At 61.4% G+C, this 17,032-nt stretch carries 13 protein-coding genes; 1 reads left to right on the top strand and 12 read right to left on the bottom strand.

Features of this window, described 5'->3' with window-relative positions:
• Nucleotides 1–151 precede the first annotated feature (151 nt).
• Together fucO and I2E13_RS08000 are read right to left on the bottom strand one after the other, a co-directional pair.
• Complete coding sequence (fucO, locus tag I2E13_RS08005; RefSeq protein WP_195404757.1) at nucleotides 152–1,318, bottom strand: lactaldehyde reductase; 1,167 nt, start codon at nucleotides 1,316–1,318, stop codon at nucleotides 152–154.
• A 165-nt stretch (nucleotides 1,319–1,483) separates the two neighbouring features.
• Nucleotides 1,484–2,200, bottom strand: a complete 717-nt coding sequence (locus tag I2E13_RS08000; RefSeq protein WP_195404756.1) for a YoaK family protein — start codon at nucleotides 2,198–2,200, stop codon at nucleotides 1,484–1,486.
• A gap of 268 nt (nucleotides 2,201–2,468) precedes the next feature.
• Here I2E13_RS08000 and I2E13_RS07995 point away from each other — a divergent pair, with 268 nt between their 5' ends.
• A complete protein-coding gene (locus I2E13_RS07995) occupies nucleotides 2,469–4,604 on the top strand; it encodes a YgiQ family radical SAM protein (RefSeq protein ID WP_271817626.1) in 2,136 nt (711 codons plus the stop codon).
• Here I2E13_RS07995 and I2E13_RS07990 read toward each other — a convergent pair.
• The 10 genes from I2E13_RS07990 to I2E13_RS07945 all read right to left on the bottom strand — a co-directional run bounded on the left by I2E13_RS07990 (nucleotide 4,601) and on the right by I2E13_RS07945 (nucleotide 16,787).
• Nucleotides 4,601–5,512, bottom strand: coding sequence for a CPBP family intramembrane glutamic endopeptidase (locus I2E13_RS07990; protein WP_195404754.1), 912 nt, complete (start codon nucleotides 5,510–5,512; stop codon nucleotides 4,601–4,603). The genes I2E13_RS07995 and I2E13_RS07990 overlap by 4 nt on opposite strands.
• A gap of 34 nt (nucleotides 5,513–5,546) precedes the next feature.
• Complete coding sequence (locus tag I2E13_RS07985) at nucleotides 5,547–5,750, bottom strand: type II toxin-antitoxin system RelB/DinJ family antitoxin (protein WP_117734431.1); 204 nt, start codon at nucleotides 5,748–5,750, stop codon at nucleotides 5,547–5,549.
• Nucleotides 5,751–5,964: 214 nt separating this feature from the next.
• Nucleotides 5,965–7,341, bottom strand: a complete 1,377-nt coding sequence (locus I2E13_RS07980; RefSeq protein ID WP_195404753.1) for an ATP-binding cassette domain-containing protein — start codon at nucleotides 7,339–7,341, stop codon at nucleotides 5,965–5,967.
• Between the two features lie 3 nt (nucleotides 7,342–7,344).
• Nucleotides 7,345–8,403 carry an ABC transporter substrate-binding protein gene (locus tag I2E13_RS07975; RefSeq protein ID WP_195404760.1) on the bottom strand — a complete coding sequence of 353 codons (1,059 nt, stop codon included), beginning with the start codon at nucleotides 8,401–8,403 and terminating at the stop codon, nucleotides 7,345–7,347.
• A gap of 2 nt (nucleotides 8,404–8,405) precedes the next feature.
• Nucleotides 8,406–10,217, bottom strand: a complete 1,812-nt coding sequence (locus tag I2E13_RS07970) for a [FeFe] hydrogenase, group A (protein WP_229057892.1) — start codon at nucleotides 10,215–10,217, stop codon at nucleotides 8,406–8,408.
• Nucleotides 10,211–12,043 (bottom strand): NAD(P)-binding protein, encoded by a 1,833-nt coding sequence (locus I2E13_RS07965; protein ID WP_195404752.1) that lies wholly within the window; start codon nucleotides 12,041–12,043, stop codon nucleotides 10,211–10,213. Before I2E13_RS07965 ends, I2E13_RS07970 begins: the two co-directional genes overlap by 7 nt.
• Nucleotides 12,044–12,299: 256 nt before the next feature.
• Entirely contained in the window at nucleotides 12,300–13,682 is a 1,383-nt protein-coding gene (locus tag I2E13_RS07960; RefSeq protein WP_117655571.1) for a 6-phospho-alpha-glucosidase, read from the bottom strand.
• Nucleotides 13,683–13,685: 3 nt separating this feature from the next.
• Nucleotides 13,686–15,302, bottom strand: a complete 1,617-nt coding sequence (locus tag I2E13_RS07955) for a PTS transporter subunit EIIC (protein ID WP_195404751.1) — start codon at nucleotides 15,300–15,302, stop codon at nucleotides 13,686–13,688.
• A 99-nt stretch (nucleotides 15,303–15,401) separates the two neighbouring features.
• Nucleotides 15,402–16,256: a PRD domain-containing protein gene (locus tag I2E13_RS11225; protein ID WP_233544294.1), complete on the bottom strand. Its 855-nt coding sequence runs from the start codon at nucleotides 16,254–16,256 to the stop codon at nucleotides 15,402–15,404.
• 18 nt (nucleotides 16,257–16,274) lie between these two features.
• Entirely contained in the window at nucleotides 16,275–16,787 is a 513-nt protein-coding gene (locus tag I2E13_RS07945) for a PTS sugar transporter subunit IIA (protein ID WP_158549283.1), read from the bottom strand.
• Nucleotides 16,788–17,032: the final 245 nt, after the last annotated feature.

The following is a 17,032-nucleotide window of genomic DNA, read 5'->3' as shown; positions in this document are numbered from 1 at the left end:
ATCATGCTTCACTCTCAAATCAACGCGCATAAAGAAAGCCTCCCATTTCTCATGTCCAAGAAATGGGAGGCAGTTCAACGCGCGCAGCGGGGCCTTTTACATGTCCGAGGACGCGCCCGGAGGGAAGCCCGGGACCGCCGACGGGAGTAATTTACTCAGCCGGGCAAATCTCCTTGAAGAGCTCGATGACGTCGTCGAGCGTCGCCTCGCGCGGGTTGCCCGGGAAGCAGGCGTCAGCCATGGCGTCCTTGGCCAGGACCTCGATCTCGTCGGCCTTCATGGCCTCGCAGACGTGCGGGATGTTCACGTCGGCGGAGAGCTGCTTGACGGCGGCGATGGCGGCGTCGGCGGCCTCGTCGGTGCTCATGCCCGTGGTGTCAACGCCCATGGCGACGGCAACCTTGGCCAGACGCTCGGCGCAAACCGGCTTGTTGAACTCCATGGCGATCGGCAGCAGCATGGCGCAAGCGACGCCGTGCGGGGTGTCGTAGTGAGCGGACAGGGTGTGAGCCATGGCGTGGTCGATGCCCAGGCCGACATTGGAGAAGCCCATGCCGGCGACATACTGGCCAAGAGCCATGCCCTCGCGGCCGGAGCCGGGCTGGCCGGACTTGGCCTCGGCGACGGAGTCGCGCAGGTTCTCGCTGATCAGCTTAATAGCCTCAAAGTGGAACATGTCGGAGAGCTCCCAAGCGCCCTTGGTGGTGTAGCCCTCGATGGCGTGGGTTAGAGCGTCCATGCCGGTGGAGGCGGTCAGGCCGGCGGGCATGGAAGCCATCATGTCGGGGTCGACGACGGCGACCTCGGGGGCGTCGTTGGTGTCGACGCACACGAACTTGCGGACCTTCTCGGGGTCGGTGATGACGTAGTTGATGGTCACCTCGGCAGCGGTACCGGCGGTCGTCGGCACAGCGATGGTAAACACGGCGTGGTTCTTAGTGGGAGCAACGCCCTCGAGGCTGCGGACATCGGCAAACTCGGGGTTGTTGATGATGATGCCGATAGCCTTGGCGGTGTCCATGGAGGAGCCGCCACCGATGGTCACGATAGCGTCAGCCTCGGCGGCCTTGAAGGCCTCGACGCCGTCCTTGACGTTCTGGATGGTGGGGTTGGGCTTAATCTCGGAGTAGAGGCTCCAAGCGATGCCAGCGGCGTCAAGCTCGTCGGTCACCTTAGCGGTAACGCCAAACTTGACCAGGTCGGGGTCGGAGCAGACGAAGATCTTCTTGTAGCCGCGACGCTGGAGCTCGCCGGGGATCTCCTTGATGGCGCCGGAACCATGATAAGAGATGGTGTTGAGAACGAAACGATTAGCCATTGATAGCCTCCTATCGTGTGCGGGGCACCCATTACGCCCCGCGCTATGAGTCCCATCCTAACGCTTTTGAAACAAAAAACACGCGAGAACATCAAAAGTGTTAAAGCGTTTCAACATATGATGAAAAATAATGCGGCAAAGGGACAACCCCTCTGCCGCATTCCTCTACTTTCGACAGCCCTCTTTCCAAGCCTCGGCCGCAACCTTCCAGCGAAAACGCAAGTCGCGCTCGCGGTCGATGAACATGATGGCAAACGCGATAAACAGCAGCACGCTCGCCACCGCAATGGAGTGCAGCCCCATGCGCTCAATACACCAGTTGCCCAGCACGGCGCCAAACACAAAGGTAAAGATCACGCCAAAGTACAGCAGGCCGTTTTCCAAAAAGCCGCGCTTGTGGGTGATGATGTAATCATCCACGTTTTGCAGCGCGTTGCGCAAGTTGCCGATGCACATGGTCGTGGCGATGCCGTGACCGTGGATCTTGCGGAAGCTCTCGACTTGCATACCGCAGGCAAACGAAGTGAGGCAGTTGGCGAGCAGGTTGAAATCGCCACCGGGAATAAAACTCACGCCCAACAAGATGACGGCTTCAAAGAACACCGTCACCTGACGCCAGTGAATCACACTGCCAAACCGCTCGTGAACCAGGTCGGCAAGCATAATGCCCACAGCAAACGAAACCACAGGGAAGAAGTAACGCCCCGCAAGTGCCCAATTGCCCTCCGAGATGCTCACACCCACCAGCAGTATGTTGCCCGTCTGCGCGTTAGCGAAAACATGATCGCGCCCAATGTACGAATAAACGTCCATAAAGCCACCGGCGAGCGCCAAGATGATGCCCAGCTCAATAGACTCCGATATCTGTTTGGCACGCTGCATCGTCGTGCATCCTCCTTGTTGACAACTCTCTCGTGCGTTGGCGGAAACATAGCCGCCGTTCATACTGTAACCCATTGACAACATGGCGTGCGCGCGAGACGAGTTCCCCAACACGCGGATACACAGTCTGGAAACAAACGGCGGGCGCGGCGCCGACACCCGCATCGACACGCCGATCCGCCAGCTCATGTACTCCACCAGTCTTTTTAGCCCCGTCCCAAAAAGACTGGTTACAATTACGTGCAGCATACAAACACCGGGAGGGATCGTGGCAAAAAAGCCTCAGCACGCTCAGAACAACCAGCGCAGTCAGCAGGGCAAACAGGGCCAGCAGCAAAAGCGTGGCGGCAAGGCCCAGGGCTCGCGCCCCGCGCATGCCCCGGCAGCGCTCGCCCGCCCCTGGCGACCGGGCCGCGACAAGTTCCTCCCCGTCGGCCGCGCCGACATGGATGCGCGTGGCTGGGACCAGTGCGACTTTGTCTACATCTGCGGCGATGCCTACGTGGACCATCCGAGCTTTGGCATGGCCATCATCAGCCGCGTGCTCGATGCGCATGGCTACAAGGTGGGTATCATCTGCCAGCCCGACTGGACCGACCCCGCCAGCATCACGGTGCTCGGCGAGCCTCGCCTGGGCTTTCTCGTCAGCGCCGGCAACATGGACTCCATGGTCAACCACTATTCGGTGACCAAGCACCGCCGCCACACCGATGCCTATACCCCCGGCGGCGAGGAGGGGCGCCGTCCCAACCGAGCCGTCACGGTCTACGGCAACCTCATCCGCCAGACGTTCAAGGACGCTCCCATCATCATCGGCGGCATCGAGGCAAGCCTGCGCCGCCTGGCCCACTACGACTACTGGCAGGACAAGCTCAAGCGCTCGGTACTGCTCGACTCGGGCGCCGACATCCTCATCTACGGCATGGGCGAGCATGCGATCGTCGAGATCGCCGACGCGCTCGACGCGGGACTGCCCGTCGACCAGATCACCTATATCAACGGTACCGTCTACCGCACGGGTTCGCTCGACGAGGTCTACGACTACGACCTGCTGCCCAGCTGGGACGACCTTGCCGCTGACAAGCTCAACTACGCGCGCAGCTTTAATGTGCAGCAGCAGAACATGGACCCCATCACCGGGCATCGTCTGGTAGAGCCCTACCCCAACAGCGTCTATGTGGTGCAGAACCCGCCGTCGGCGACGCTCACCACCGATGAGATGGACGAGGTGGCCGAGCTCCCCTACGCACGCGATTGGCATCCCGACTACGACGCGGCAGGCGGCGTGCCGGCCTTTGCCGAGATCAAGTTTTCCATTAGCTCCAACCGCGGCTGTTTTGGCGAGTGCTCGTTTTGCGCGCTCACCTTCCACCAGGGCCGCGTGCTACAGATGCGCAGCCACGATTCGATCATGCGCGAGGCCGAGCTGCTCACGCGCGATCCCGAGTTTAAGGGCTACATCAACGACGTGGGTGGACCGACGGCAAACTTTAGCCGCCCTGCCTGCGACAAACAGCTCAAGCATGGCGTGTGCAAGAACAAGCGCTGCCTGTGGCCGAGTGTGTGCAAGAACATGGTGGTCGACGAGAGCGGCTACACACAGTTGCTGCGCGATCTGCGCCAGCTGCCGGGCGTCAAGAAGGTCTTCGTCCGCAGCGGCATCCGCTTTGACTACACCATGGCCGACGCCTCGGACGAGTTTTTGCGCGAGCTGCTGGAGCACCATGTCTCGGGCCAGCTGCGCGTAGCGCCCGAACATGTGAGCGACGCGGTGCTCTCCGTAATGGGCAAGCCGAGCCGAGCCGTCTACGACGCGTTCTGCCGCAAATTTGAACGCTTGAACCGCGAATACGGACTCAAGCAGTACGTGGTGCCGTATCTGATCTCGAGCCATCCTGGCTCGACGATGAAGGAAGCCGTGGACCTGGCCGAGGCCGTACGCGACATGGGTTATATGCCCGAGCAGGTGCAGGACTTCTACCCCACCCCGTCCACCATGTCGACCTGCATGTACTACACCGGCGTGGACCCACGCACCATGCAGCCGATCTACGTGGCACGCGACCCGCACGAGAAGGCCATGCAACGCGCGCTCATCCAGTATCGCAAGCCCGAGAACTACAAGCTCGTACGCGAGGCGCTGGAAAAAGCCGGCCGTCGTGACCTGATCGGCTACACCAAACACTGTCTAATCCGCCCCGTGCCGCCGCGCCCGGGCGAGACATCTGCTGGCGGTGGGCATGGCACCGGCAAGAAGGGCGGCAAGCCGCACGGTGGTGCTGGCGGCAAGGGACCCAAAGGCAGCAAGGGGCACGGCGGCATGTCGCGCGCGCAAAACACTGCCGGGCGCAACCGTGCAGCTCAGGGGCGTCAGGGTGCCAACGGAGGCGGACGCCGCAACTAGGGCAGCGGTGCTGTCGCTATGCCCGTCTCGCATGCGTGGCGCAGTGAGCGCATCGTCTCCACGAGGATTATGCCAGCTATGGTGACCGTGATTATCACGTCGAGCGGTGTGTTCACAAACCAGAGCAACGTCATGAAATACGACCCGGCATTAAAGGCAAAGTGCAGCAGGATCGTGTAGCGGAGCTTTCCGGTCGTCACGAGCACCCAACCAAAGATGAGGCCGGCGGCACCCGCGTAGCAACCCTGTACCCAATTCATGTGCATAAAACCGAAGATCGCCGCCTGCAGCACAATCGCCGCGGCGATACCCCACGTGCTTGGGGCCGCCCAGGGCACCATGGCGCCACTCTGCGCGCTCACACGACGCCGGCACTTCCAAAGTGGGCGGCACTGCGGATTAAACGCTCGGAGCGAAAACTCAAAAATAATGCCGCGCACCAGCAGCTCTTCACAAAATGGGGCGCCGAGCACCGTGGTCAGGACGGCAAGAAGGTTGGTATCGCCCAAGCCTGTTTCCTCGACGAGCTCGCTATAGTCCGCCGCAACCTCGGGCAGCAGCGACAGCACGCCGTCGCATAGGTAGCTAATGACCACCTGCATGGATAGGCCGATCACGACAACGTATGCGATGCGCTTCCATGCAGTATTTGCTCCCCCGCCGAGCGGGCGTTCACCTTGCCGGCGCGCCATGAAGGAGCGGGGCCACAGATAGCGCCACCACAGCAGCGCCATCAAAAACGACGCCGTCTGAGCGGCGGCCTGAAACCATTGAATATCGAGATTGTCGATCGGGAAACCCGTCAGTGCCGACACGATGTCCAGCGCGGAGAACAAAACAATGCTCAGGGCAATATCGGCAGCGACGACACCAAAACAGGCAAGCGCCCAAACCAGCGCATTGAGCATGCCAACCTCCTCAAAACCCGGCAGTTTGGGACAGTCATTGTTGATGAGAATCGGGCGCAGTGCCAAAAGCCCCGTTGGGCGAAATGTCGAACGGGAAGGTGCCGCAGCGATTGAACGCAGCGATGAACATGCGGATGGCGTTGGACGGCGTGGTGCCCACGAGCTGGGTTGCCGCCGCGAAGGCCGCCTTTTCCTCGGGCAAGACCTTCGCGACAACCGGGGTCATGTGTTCTGCCATGGCGCTTCCTTTTTGAAACGACGGTGGTGCGGATAGATGCGGGCCACGCGGCTGGGCGACGGGCTGTGAAGGCAACCCGATTGGCCCGCATCTGGAGTTTGTTTTGCGGCATTGGTATTACTTGGTATTCCTAAGTATTACCCCGCTGATAGAATACCACACCCGACCCCATGGGAGCAGAGGAAAACGAATCATTTTGTTGCTGAGTTAGTATTTAGAGCGTGATGATGTCCGAGGTATCGAGGGCCTGAGCGTCGGCGACATCGTGCGAGGCAAGCAGCAGCATACGGCCGTCGAGCAAGTCGAGCACGACCTCGGCGCATGCGTCGCGCGCAGCGGTATCTAAACCGGTAAAGGGCTCGTCAAGAATCACCGCGCCGCCCGGGCACAGCAGGGTGCGAGCGATCTCGACGCGACGGCGCTGCCCGCCCGAGAGCTCGGCCACGCACGCATGCACGTCGATCCCCGGCACCAGCAGGCGCAACAAGGCAGCGGCACTCGAGGCATCCACGCGTGCATCGGCGCACACAAGCACGTTACCCAGCGCCGAGGCGTCCTCGACCAAGCGCGCATCCTGAAACACCATGGAGCACGGTGCGCATTCCCCCGCCGCCAGGGCAAGCAGCGTCGACTTGCCCACGCCCGAGGCGCCCATCACGCAGGCGCGCCCACCGGCAGACACATGAAGTACCAGTCCGTCGAGCGCCGGCGCCCAGGGCGCACGATCGCCCACAGCAAGCGCAAGCTCCGCTGAAGTGCCATCGCTCGCAGCCCCCGCACGCCCACGCAATCCATGCCCATGCGCCCGCACGGCCGCGCGCCACGCCACGGGCCCCGAAACCCGCAGCAGCCACACTAGCACGCGCTCACATGTCCACGATGCCGCCACGACCAACACGGTCCACGCCAGCAGATCTGCCGTCTCAATCAAAAGCTTTGCCTGATAGATGCGCTCACCCACGGTGCCCGTCGCCATGCCGATGAGCTCCGCCGCTACACCGGCCTTCCAGCTCATGCCGATGACCGCCTTCGCGCACGAAAGCACAAACGGCAGCACCTCACGCCAGGTGTGGGCGCAAAACAGTCGCCAGCCCCGCACGCCATGCAGGCGGAGCATCTGCTCCAGCGGCTTATCAACCTGCGCCAAGCCCTCGACCAGTGAGAAATATACGCCCGGCAGCGCCATCAAAAAAACCGCCGCGATGCTCACGCGCGCCGATCCCAGCCAGATAAGCAACAGGACCACCACGCAGGCGACCGGCGTCGCCTTTACAAACGACAGCGCCGGTGCCACCAGGCGGGCAAACGTCCGCGACCGCACCGAGGCTCCCGCCAGCACGCCGCCGCACACCGCGGCAAGCGCCAGCCCGCCCAGTATCCGCGCGCCCGAGCCCACCAAAATCGCCCAGGTACCGCCATCGCACGCCAGGCGCAGCAGCGATACCACGACAGCGCCCGGCCCCGGCAAAATCAGCGGCTGTGCCACAAGACCCGCCACCAGCACCCACACGGCAAGCCAAAAGGCGGCAACGGCACCTGCTGCCGCCACCGCCTTCATGCGCTCTGTCATTTGTCGAGCAAACGCACGCACGGGCTACTCCATGTAGTAGAAATCGTCAGCCGGGAGCTTGCCGCCAACGGCACTCGCGTCCGCATCGGCCAACACCTGCAGATACCCACCGAGCGCCGCCTTCATATCCTTCCCCGTCTGGCACACGAGCATGCACCCGGGAATCGCCTTTTCGGCAATCGCGACGTTATCCACGATGCCCGCATCGACCACGGCCTGGGCCCAGTCCGCCGGCGACGCGTTCACGGCCTCAACGCTCGCCGCGTGGCAGCTCAGGAATTCCGCCACGGCCTCGGGATGTTCCTCGGCAAACGTGCGGCGCACCACGGTCACGCCCGTCAGCAGGCGCGAACCCGTGTCACCTGCCAGCTCATCCCACACATCGGTCAGACTTACCGGAGCCGACAGCTTGCCTTCGCTCTTGGCGATGGCGGCGGTCTTGAACGGCTCGGGCAGCACGCCCACAGCAGACGGATCGGCAAGCAGGGCCGACAGCACCTCGGTGGGCTCGCTCTTAAACTCGAGCGTCACCTGGCCGGTCAGGCCCGCGCGCTCCAGCAGGTAGTTCATGACGTACTCCGGCGTGGTGCCCTTGCCCGTCATATAGACGGTATGGCCCGCCAGATCGCCAAACGAGGTCACACTCGCGTCGCCCGTCACAACGCTCAGCACGCCCAGCGTGTTGATGTCGATGACCCGCACCGCGCCCTCCGTCTTGTTGTAGAGCACGCTCGCCACGTTGGCGGGCACCAGGGCAATGTCGACATCGCCCTGAATGACCTTGGGCACGATCTCGTCGGCTGCGGCGCTGATCGCAAAGTCGAACTCGTTATCCGTCTCGCCGCTCGCCGCCTGGTCCATAAACCTCACCAGACCGATCGACGTCGGGCCCTTGAGCGACGCGACGTGCACCTCGACCGGCTCGGCAGCGGCACCGTCAGTGGCAGACCCGGCAGCCGAGCCCGCAGAAGACCCAACCCCCACGGCTCCGCTGCCGCAGCCCGCGAGTGCAAGCGACAGAGCGCCCGCGGCGAGCGCCGAGGCAAACCCCCGGCGCGACAGCTCAAAATCAAACGCGCGCATCGCTAGCACGTCCCCTCGTTAGGCATCGACCAGGCGTGATGGTCGGTATGCAGCAACTCCTCGGCCAGCGGTGAGAGCGGCTCGCCCAAAAACTCGCTATAGCACGCTTGGACATCGGGATTCTCGTGCGAGAAGCGAATGTCCGCAGCGGCATCCAGCCCCCAGAGCACCTGGCCACGCTCGGCCGCCAGTTCGCAGCCGTCGTGGATGGGCTGACCGCCGCCGCCGACGCAGCCGCCCGGGCATGCCTTGACCTCAACGAAGTCATAGCTCACACGGCCGTCGCGAATCGCGTCGAGCAGACGCGCGGCGTTGCCCAGCCCGTGTGCCACGGCGACGCGCACCTTGGTGCCATCGATATCGGCCACGGCTTCTTTCCAGCCGTCCAGGCCGCGCACATCGGTAAAGAAGTCGGCGTCGGGGTTCTTGCCCGTCACCAGGTAATATGCCGAGCGCACGGCGGCCTCCACCACGCCGCCCGTGGCACCAAAGATCACGCCCGCGCCCGTGCCAAAGCCCAGCGGCGTATCGAGCGGCTCCTCGACCAGCGTGTCCACGCTCACGTGGCTCGCGCGGATCATGCGCACCATCTCGCGCACCGTCAGCGCAACGTCCACGTCGGGCACACCGCCCTCGCCCACCATGCTCGGCAGCGCGCACTCGGCCTTCTTGGCCGTGCACGGCATAACGGACACCACGAACAGGCGCTCGGACCCCACGCCCAGCACCTTGGCGTAGTAGGTCTTGGCAATAGCGCCGAACATCTGCTGCGGCGACTTGGACGTGGACAGGCTGTCGACAAACTCCGGATAGCGCGCCTTCACAAAGCGCACCCAGCCCGGGCAGCAGCTCGTAAACATGGGCCAGCCGCGGCTGTCGCCCTCGCCCTTGGCGGCGGCGCCCAGGCGCTCGATCAGTTCGGATCCCTCCTCCATAATGGTGAGGTCGGCCGAGAAATCGGTGTCGAACACGTACTCAAAGCCCACGCGGCGCAGCGCGCAGGCCAGGCGCTCAACGGTGGCCTCCTCGCGAGATATGCCGAGTTCCTCGCCCCAGGCGCTGCGCACGGCCGGCGCGATCTGCACCAGCACGATCTTGTCGGGATTAGCGAGCGCGTCAAACACGGTCTCGGTATCGTCGCGCTCGCGCAGGGCGCCCGTCGGACAATGTGTAATGCACTGGCCGCACGCGACGCAATCGGTCTTGCCGATCGGTGCGCGCCCGCGGGTACCCACGGCGGTATGCGTGGCGCGGTTGGTCAGGGCCCAAATCCCTAGGCCCTGTACGCTCTCGCACACCTTGATGCAGCGCATGCATTTAATGCACTTGTCGTTTTCGCGGATGATGGGAAAATCGAAATCCCAGCCCTCGCCCGCCAAATGCCTTTGATACGGCAGATAGAAAATGCCCAGATCGTTGGCGATGGTCTGCAAGTTGCAGTTGCCGCTGCGCACGCAGCTCGTGCACTGCGAATCGTGCTGGGACAGCAGCAGCTGCACGTTGGTGCGACGCGCCTCGCGGGCCTTGGGGCTGTTGGTGTGGACCACCATGCCGTCGAGCACGTAGTTGTTGCAGGCGGCAACCAGCTGGTCGCAGCCCTCAACCTCGACCACGCATACGCGGCAGCCGCCGATCTCGTTTAGATCGCGCAGGTAGCACAGGGTGGGAATCTGGATGCTGACGGACTTGGCCGCATCCAGGATCGTGGTGTGCTCGGGAACCACGACCTCGCAATTATCGATAGTGAGCTTGACCATGTTATGCGCTCCATTTTCGGTGTTGTCGCTGACGGTGGTGTTGTTGGGCTCTACCATTCCAGGTTCCTCCCTCCGCGGAACGCGCCAAAGCCAAAGTGATCGCAACGCAGGCAGCGGCTCGCCTCCTGGCGCGCCTCCTGCTCGGTGAGACCCTGCTCGACCAGATCCCAATCGTGAATACGCTCGCCGGCCTCGCGCTCGCCCAGCTCGCAGCGGCCGCACTCATGCTTGCCCTTAAACTGGACGGTCGGCAGCTCGACCTCGAGCTTGATCTTGTGGTCAAAGCCCAGGTAGCGGTCGATATTTGCCGAAGCCACGCGGCCGGCGTTGATGGCACGGATGACGGTGGCGGGACCGGTCTGGCAGTCACCGCCGCTAAAGAGGCCATCGAAGTTGGGCACGGCGCCATCCGAATCGGTGACCACGCAGCCCCACTTACAAGCGATGCCCATGTCCTCAAACGGCTTGGAATCGATGTCCTGGCCAATGGCCACAAACACGCGCTCGCAGGGAATGACGCGCTCGGGCGTGGCGGCGGCACGCGGGGCCGGACGCCCACGACGGGGCTCGCCGATAATCTGCGGCTGCACGCGCAGGCCACTCACGCGACCTTCCTCGCCCGTCTTGATAGCGAGCGGGGCGGTCAACTCCAGCACCTCGCAGCCCTCGGCCTGGGCGCCGGCGATCTCGGCGTCCTGGGCCGTCATGTCGCAGATGCGACGGCGGTAGACGATGCTCACCTTTTCGGCACCGCAGCGCACGGCGGAGCGCGCCACGTCCATGGCCACGTTACCGCCGCCGATGACGCACACGCGCTGGCCGCTCAGGTCGGGCAGCTCGTCATCGCCGATGGCGCGCAGCATCTTGACGGCCGACTCCACGCCGGGAGCTTCTTCGCCCGGAAGGCCGAGCTTCTTATCGCTGTGGGCGCCAATGGCCAGGTAGACGGCATCGAACTCGTCGCGCAGGCGGGCAAGCTCCTCGCCGTTGACGGAGTGGTCGAGCTCCACGTCGATGCCGGCGCTCAAGATCCAGTCGATCTCGGCCTGCAGGCGCTCGCGCGGCAGACGATAGCTGGGGATGCCATAGCGCAGCATGCCGCCCAGGTGGTGGCGCTGCTCAAAGATGGTCACCTTATGACCCATCACGGCCAGGTAGTAGGCACAGGAAAGGCCGGCCGGGCCGCCGCCGATCACGGCGACGCGCTTACCGGTGTCGTCCACTACATGCGGCTTGTGGTCGTTGAGGTCGCTGTGCTCAACGGCAAAACGCTTGAGGGCGAGAATGTTCATGGGGTCGTCGACCATGCCACGGCGGCAATGCATCTCGCAGGGATGCTCGCACACCAAGCCGCAGACGAGCGGCAGTGGGTTGTTCTTGCGGATGACCTTGACGGCGTCGGCATACCGGCCGGCCTCGACCAGCGAAATGTACCCGGGAATGTCGACGTGCGCCGGGCAGCCCGAAACGCACGGGACGCGGGCCTCGCGGTCAAAGCCGCAGGAGTGCTCGCGGATGTGATGCTCAAAATCGTCGCGGAAGCCGCGAATGGCCGTGAGTGCCATGGCGCCAGCTTCGTAGCCGATGGCGCAGTCGCTCGAAAGGTAGATGGTGCGGGCCGTGCGCTCAATCAGGTTGAGCGTGGACTCATCGGCGCGCCCTTCGAGCACATCGGCGAGCAGGTCGCTCAGCGCGCTCAGCCCCACGCGGCAGGGCGTGCACTTGCCGCAGCTCTGGGTGGAGCACAGATTGACGAGCGCTGCCGTAAACTCAACGGGGCACGGGGCGAGCGAACTCACCGCCAGACGACGTCCGAGCGCATCGTGCAGGTCGTCCATGACGGCCTGAGCGTGGCTGCGTTCCATTACGTGCAGTCGAGCCATAAGATCCCCTCTCACATGGCAGCCCGGAGGCGAGGCCGGGCGAAGTTGCTACACGCACAACACTGACCTAAAAAGTTGTTAGGTCTCCACGCAGTTCGGCAGGCGGTATGAAATGTCACCCTCGGCGGTGAAATAGAACATTACCGCAGATAAATGCCATATTTGATAAAACGCGTTACCAAATGACAATGCCCCGCCCACGCAATCACGTGGACGGGGCATTGCTCCAGGTATGCGGCCAGCGACCCTGTTGCTTTTACTTAAGCTCGGGCCAGTAGCCCTTGTTGGCCTCGATCATGTCGTCGAGAACCTCCTTGGCGACCTTCATCGAAGGCACGGTCTTGTTCAGCGTAAAGGCCTTGAGCGCCTTCTCGTAAGAACCCTCGATCGTAGCCTCGACCACGAGCTTCTCGGAGTTCAGCTGCTGCATCATGAGGCCCTGCTGGAACAGAGGAATGTTGTCGCGGCTGATGACCTCGGGGCCATTCTTGCCAATGTAGGCAGGCAGCTCGACCATAGCGTCGTAGGGCATGTTGGGGATAGCGCCCTTGTTCTCGCAAATGACCAGGAAGCGCTGCTTGGTGTCGTTCTTCAGAGCGATAGCCAGATCGGCAATCCAGTCGCCGTGGCTGCCCGCATAGAACGTGCTCTCGTCGATCTCGCCCGTCTTCTCGTAGTGGTCGATGCCGTCGAAGAGGTTCTTCTCACGCGTCTCCTCAACCTCGTTAGCACGGGTGCGCTCGGGGTTGGAATGCTCGACGAACTCCTTCTGCTGCAGGTAGTAGTTCAGGTACGTGTTGGGCAGGTACTCCGGGAAGCACTCCATGATCTCGTACTCGCCCTTCCAGACGTAGTACCAGCTGCCCTTGGTGTGGCGGTTCTGCTCGGGGTGCTCGTCAGTGGCCTCCTCGGGCTTCTTTGCCATGAGCGAGCCCATGCCCTTGAGGTAGGAGTCGGGCAGCAGAATCTCATGCTCCTTGATGTACTCGCGCAGCTGCGGGAGCACCTCCTCGCCCTTGTGGCGAATCGAGGTGAACCAACCAAAGTGGTTGAGGCCAAAGTAATCGTACTCGACATCCTTCTTGTCGATATCGAGCGCGGCGCAAACCACGTCGATGATCGCGATCGGCATGTCGCAGATGTTGATGATGCGAGCGTTGGGACGCAGCACGCGGCAGCCCTCGGACACGATGGCGGCAGGGTTGGAGTAGTTGAGAATCCAGTAGTCCTTCTTGGCGTACTTCTCGACGTCATCGATCAGCTCGACCATGGGGAAGATGGTGCGCATGCCGTAGGCAAGGCCGCCGCAACCGCAGGTCTCCTGACCAACGCAGCCGTGACGCAGCGGAATCTTCTCGTCCTGCTCGCGCATGGCGTAGCCGCCCACGCGCATCTGGGCAAACACGAAGCTCGCGTCGGTAAAAGCCGTCTTTTTGTCGGTGGTCACCGTGAGCTTGATGTCCAGGCCAAGGTCCTCGTGCAAAATCCAGTCCACGAGCACGCCGATCTTGCGCTGGCGCTCCTCGTTGATGTCGTACAGACGAATCTCGTCAACGTCGAGCTCGTCCTTGCGCAGGGCAATGGACTTGACGATGCCGGGGGTAAAGGTGGATCCGCCACCACACAGAGTAATGATCATTGTTTACTGCTCCTTCTCAATTGCGTTCTCGACCTTGTCGCGCATCTCGGCGACCTTCATGCCAAAGATGATCTGGATATTGTTGCCGTTGCGGTTGATGCCGCTGTTGGGCACGTGGTTGATGAGGTTCTCATCGATGAGGTCCGGGTTCTTAACGTTCACGCGGAGACGCGTAAAGCAGTTCTCGAGCTCCTCGATGTTGTCCTTGCCGCCAAGACCTGCGACCAGGTCGGCAATGCCTGCATCGACGCCCTCTGCGGGAGCTGCGGCAACAGCGCCCTGCTTCACCGCAACAGACGCGGCGGCCTCGCCCTCGGCAACGGACTCGGCGAGCTCGGACTCCTCCTCGCGACCAGGCGTGTGGAGGTTGAGCTTCTTAATAAGGAAGGTGAAGAGGAAGAAGTACAGCGCGGCGTTGACGACTCCAAGCACCAGCATAACCGGCCAGTTGGTCTTGTCGGCACCGAGGACCAGGTTGGAAACCACGATGTTGATGATGCCGCCTGCAGTCGAAGCGGGCACGGAGAGAACCTTGAGCAGGACCAGGAAGATACCGGAAAGAACCGAGTGAACGACAAAGAGCACGGGAGCGGCAAAGACAAAGAGGAAGTCCATGGGCTCGGTGACACAGGAGAGCACGGCGGTGATGATCAGCGGGATGATAACGGCCTTGGTCTTATCCTTGTTCCCCTTGTAAGCGGTGAAGATAAAGGCGAGACCGATACCGATGTAGGGCCACAGGTTGTTGAAGGTGTAGCTGTTGAAGTAGGTGCTATCGGAGAAGGGCTGGCCCGTCATTGCCATCTCGGCGACACGGATGGGATAGGCGCCGGCGATAACCTGATCGCCCAGCGTCAGGGTGCCACCCACATCGGAGAACTGGAACGGGGTGTAGATGAGGTGGTGCAGACCGGTAGGAACGAGCAGCTTGTTGAGCATGCCGTAAATAAAGAGGCCGATGTTGCCGGATTCCTTAATAATGCCGGCGACGGAGGAGATGGCACCCTGAACCGGAGGCCAAACGATGCAGAAGCCAGCACCCATGATCCAGGAAATGATGATCATGATCAGGAACGGAAAACGAACGCCCGAGAACATCGAAAGGGCAATGGGGAACTGCTTGTTCGAGTACCTGTTGAACACGGCACCGGTGATGCAACCAAGAATGATGCCGCCAAACACGCCGGTGTCGAGCACCTGAATGCCCATAACGGTGCTCTGACCGGTTCCGGTAAGACCGAGCATGCCGCTCGCTTCGGCAAGAGAGCCGGTGGCGTTGAGCACGATGTTGTTAGCCTGCAGGAACAGGAAGAACGACATCAGGGCGATCAGCGAAGCATGGCCCTTGTTCTTCTTTGCCATGGCGCCGGCGATGCCCACGCAGAACAGAATCGAGAGGTTGTTGATGATAAACATCAGCGACTGATAGACAACGGCGCCCACAAGCTGGAACGGACCGGAGCCCAGTACGGGGATCAAGGCGCAAATGGTCTTGTTGGTCAGAATAATGCCCACGATGAGCAGAATGCCGGCAACCGAGAGATACATCATCGGCTGAACGATTGACTTCGCGAACACCTCCAACGGCGCTTTGAAATTAAACTTCTTTTTTGCGGTCATAGCGGTACTCCCCTTCCTTTTCCGCAAATTAAGACAGATGTGCCCTGGACAAGGCCATAAGCCCTGCCTCATATCAATCGATGTGTGGGCACGTTATGCCTAGAGACCAGGTTCTCCAAGCAGGTTAACAATGTGGTAAGCGAGATAACTCTTCTCGGCATTGGTAACGACAACGTTATAGGTAGACGACAAGTGGGCGGCTATGGCGTCCGCGCACGAGAATGCGCACGGGTACACCGTTTCATCGATTCGGAACAGCGCGTCACCATTGATTTGCCCGGCCGCAGGATCGAGCGCTCGCTGCGCGAAAAACTGCAGGTGACGAACGAAACGTTCGTAAGGCAGTGAGGTGTCATCGAGGGTCGTGGCATAGCGCTCGGAAACAATCGCGAGCACGTCGCGAACAAGCTGGACCGAGATGATGAGACGGTCGGAGCGTTGCGGCATGGTGGCGTTGACGATATGCAGCGTAATAAAACCCTGCTCTTCTTCGCTCATCTGGAAGCCCATATACTCCTTGACAATCTGCAGCGCACGGCCCGCAAGCGCATACTCCTTGCGATAGAACTGCTGGATCTCGAGCAGCAACGGATTCTCGCAGGAGACGCCCTTGCGCTCGCGCTCCAAAGCAAGGCTGATATGGTCTGCAAGAGCAATGAGAATCTTGTCGTTGACATCAACATTGAGCTCTCGACGGAGCATCTGAACAATGTCCTCGGCAATCACGAGGTTGACGGTGGGAATGGACTCCAAAAGATGTGCCAAGCGGTCAATCGTACGCGAATCCTGAGAAGTGCCCTCCTGCAGCGCATAGGTCTTTTCGACCGATGCTTCATCGATAGCGTCGCCGGCATGACGGCCAAAGCAGAGGCCTCGACCGATGACAATGAGCTCGGAGCCATCGTCCGAAGTGACCATTGCGACGTTATTGTTGAAAACTCGCTTGATAACCACGGTACCCACCACAAGAATTTACTCGGAAAGCCAGACGACAGGCTCTTTAACAGCAACAGGGCCGGAAGCATGCTCACGAAGAGTCGAGTTCTCCGAACGCTCGCATACAATAACGAAGACCGTGGGATCGAAGCCGGCGGCGCGGACCGCGTCAAAATCGACCTCAACGAGGGGCTGGCCCGCGTCGACATGGTCACCCTGGGCAACAAGCGCATGGAAGCCCTTGCCCTCAAGTTTAACAGTGTCGATTCCGATATGCAGCATCACCTGAGCAGAGCTGTCGTCGGACATGATGCCCAGTGCATGCTCGGTCGGGAACAGCGCCGCGACGGTACCGGAAACAGGAGCGCACACCGTTCCCTCTTGGGGAACCACGGCAACGCCATCGCCCACGGCACGGCTGCTAAAAGCGGGGTCATTGGTATTTTCTAGATGAACAAGCTCGCCGGAAACAGGAGCGAGGATTTCGAACTCGGAAGTTGCAGTCTTCTGCTCATCCGAACCGCCCATCAGGCGAGAAAAGAAACCCATGGTGGCATGTCCCTTCATAAATATAGCCCAACCAAAATCAAGCGAATGCGTCCATAGAGACACATCCGTTCAAAGACTTTGGTTAGACCCACGTCCGAGGGACTCGGTAACCTTCCGCATTTCTTTTTACGGGAGCTATTGTAGACAAGCCCAAAGCCAGAACAATCATTATGACCGGTGAGCGGTATTTTTTCTTCGATAAACGGTATTTAGGCAGCACTTGGGGACGTTCCTTTTCTGCCGGC

This window comes from Collinsella aerofaciens (assembly GCF_015554145.1).
In the GTDB taxonomy this organism is placed as follows: Bacteria; Actinomycetota; Coriobacteriia; order Coriobacteriales; family Coriobacteriaceae; genus Collinsella; species Collinsella aerofaciens_AA.
The sequence above is the reverse complement of the archived record's forward strand: the minus strand, read 5'-3'. Positions and strand labels throughout refer to the sequence as shown.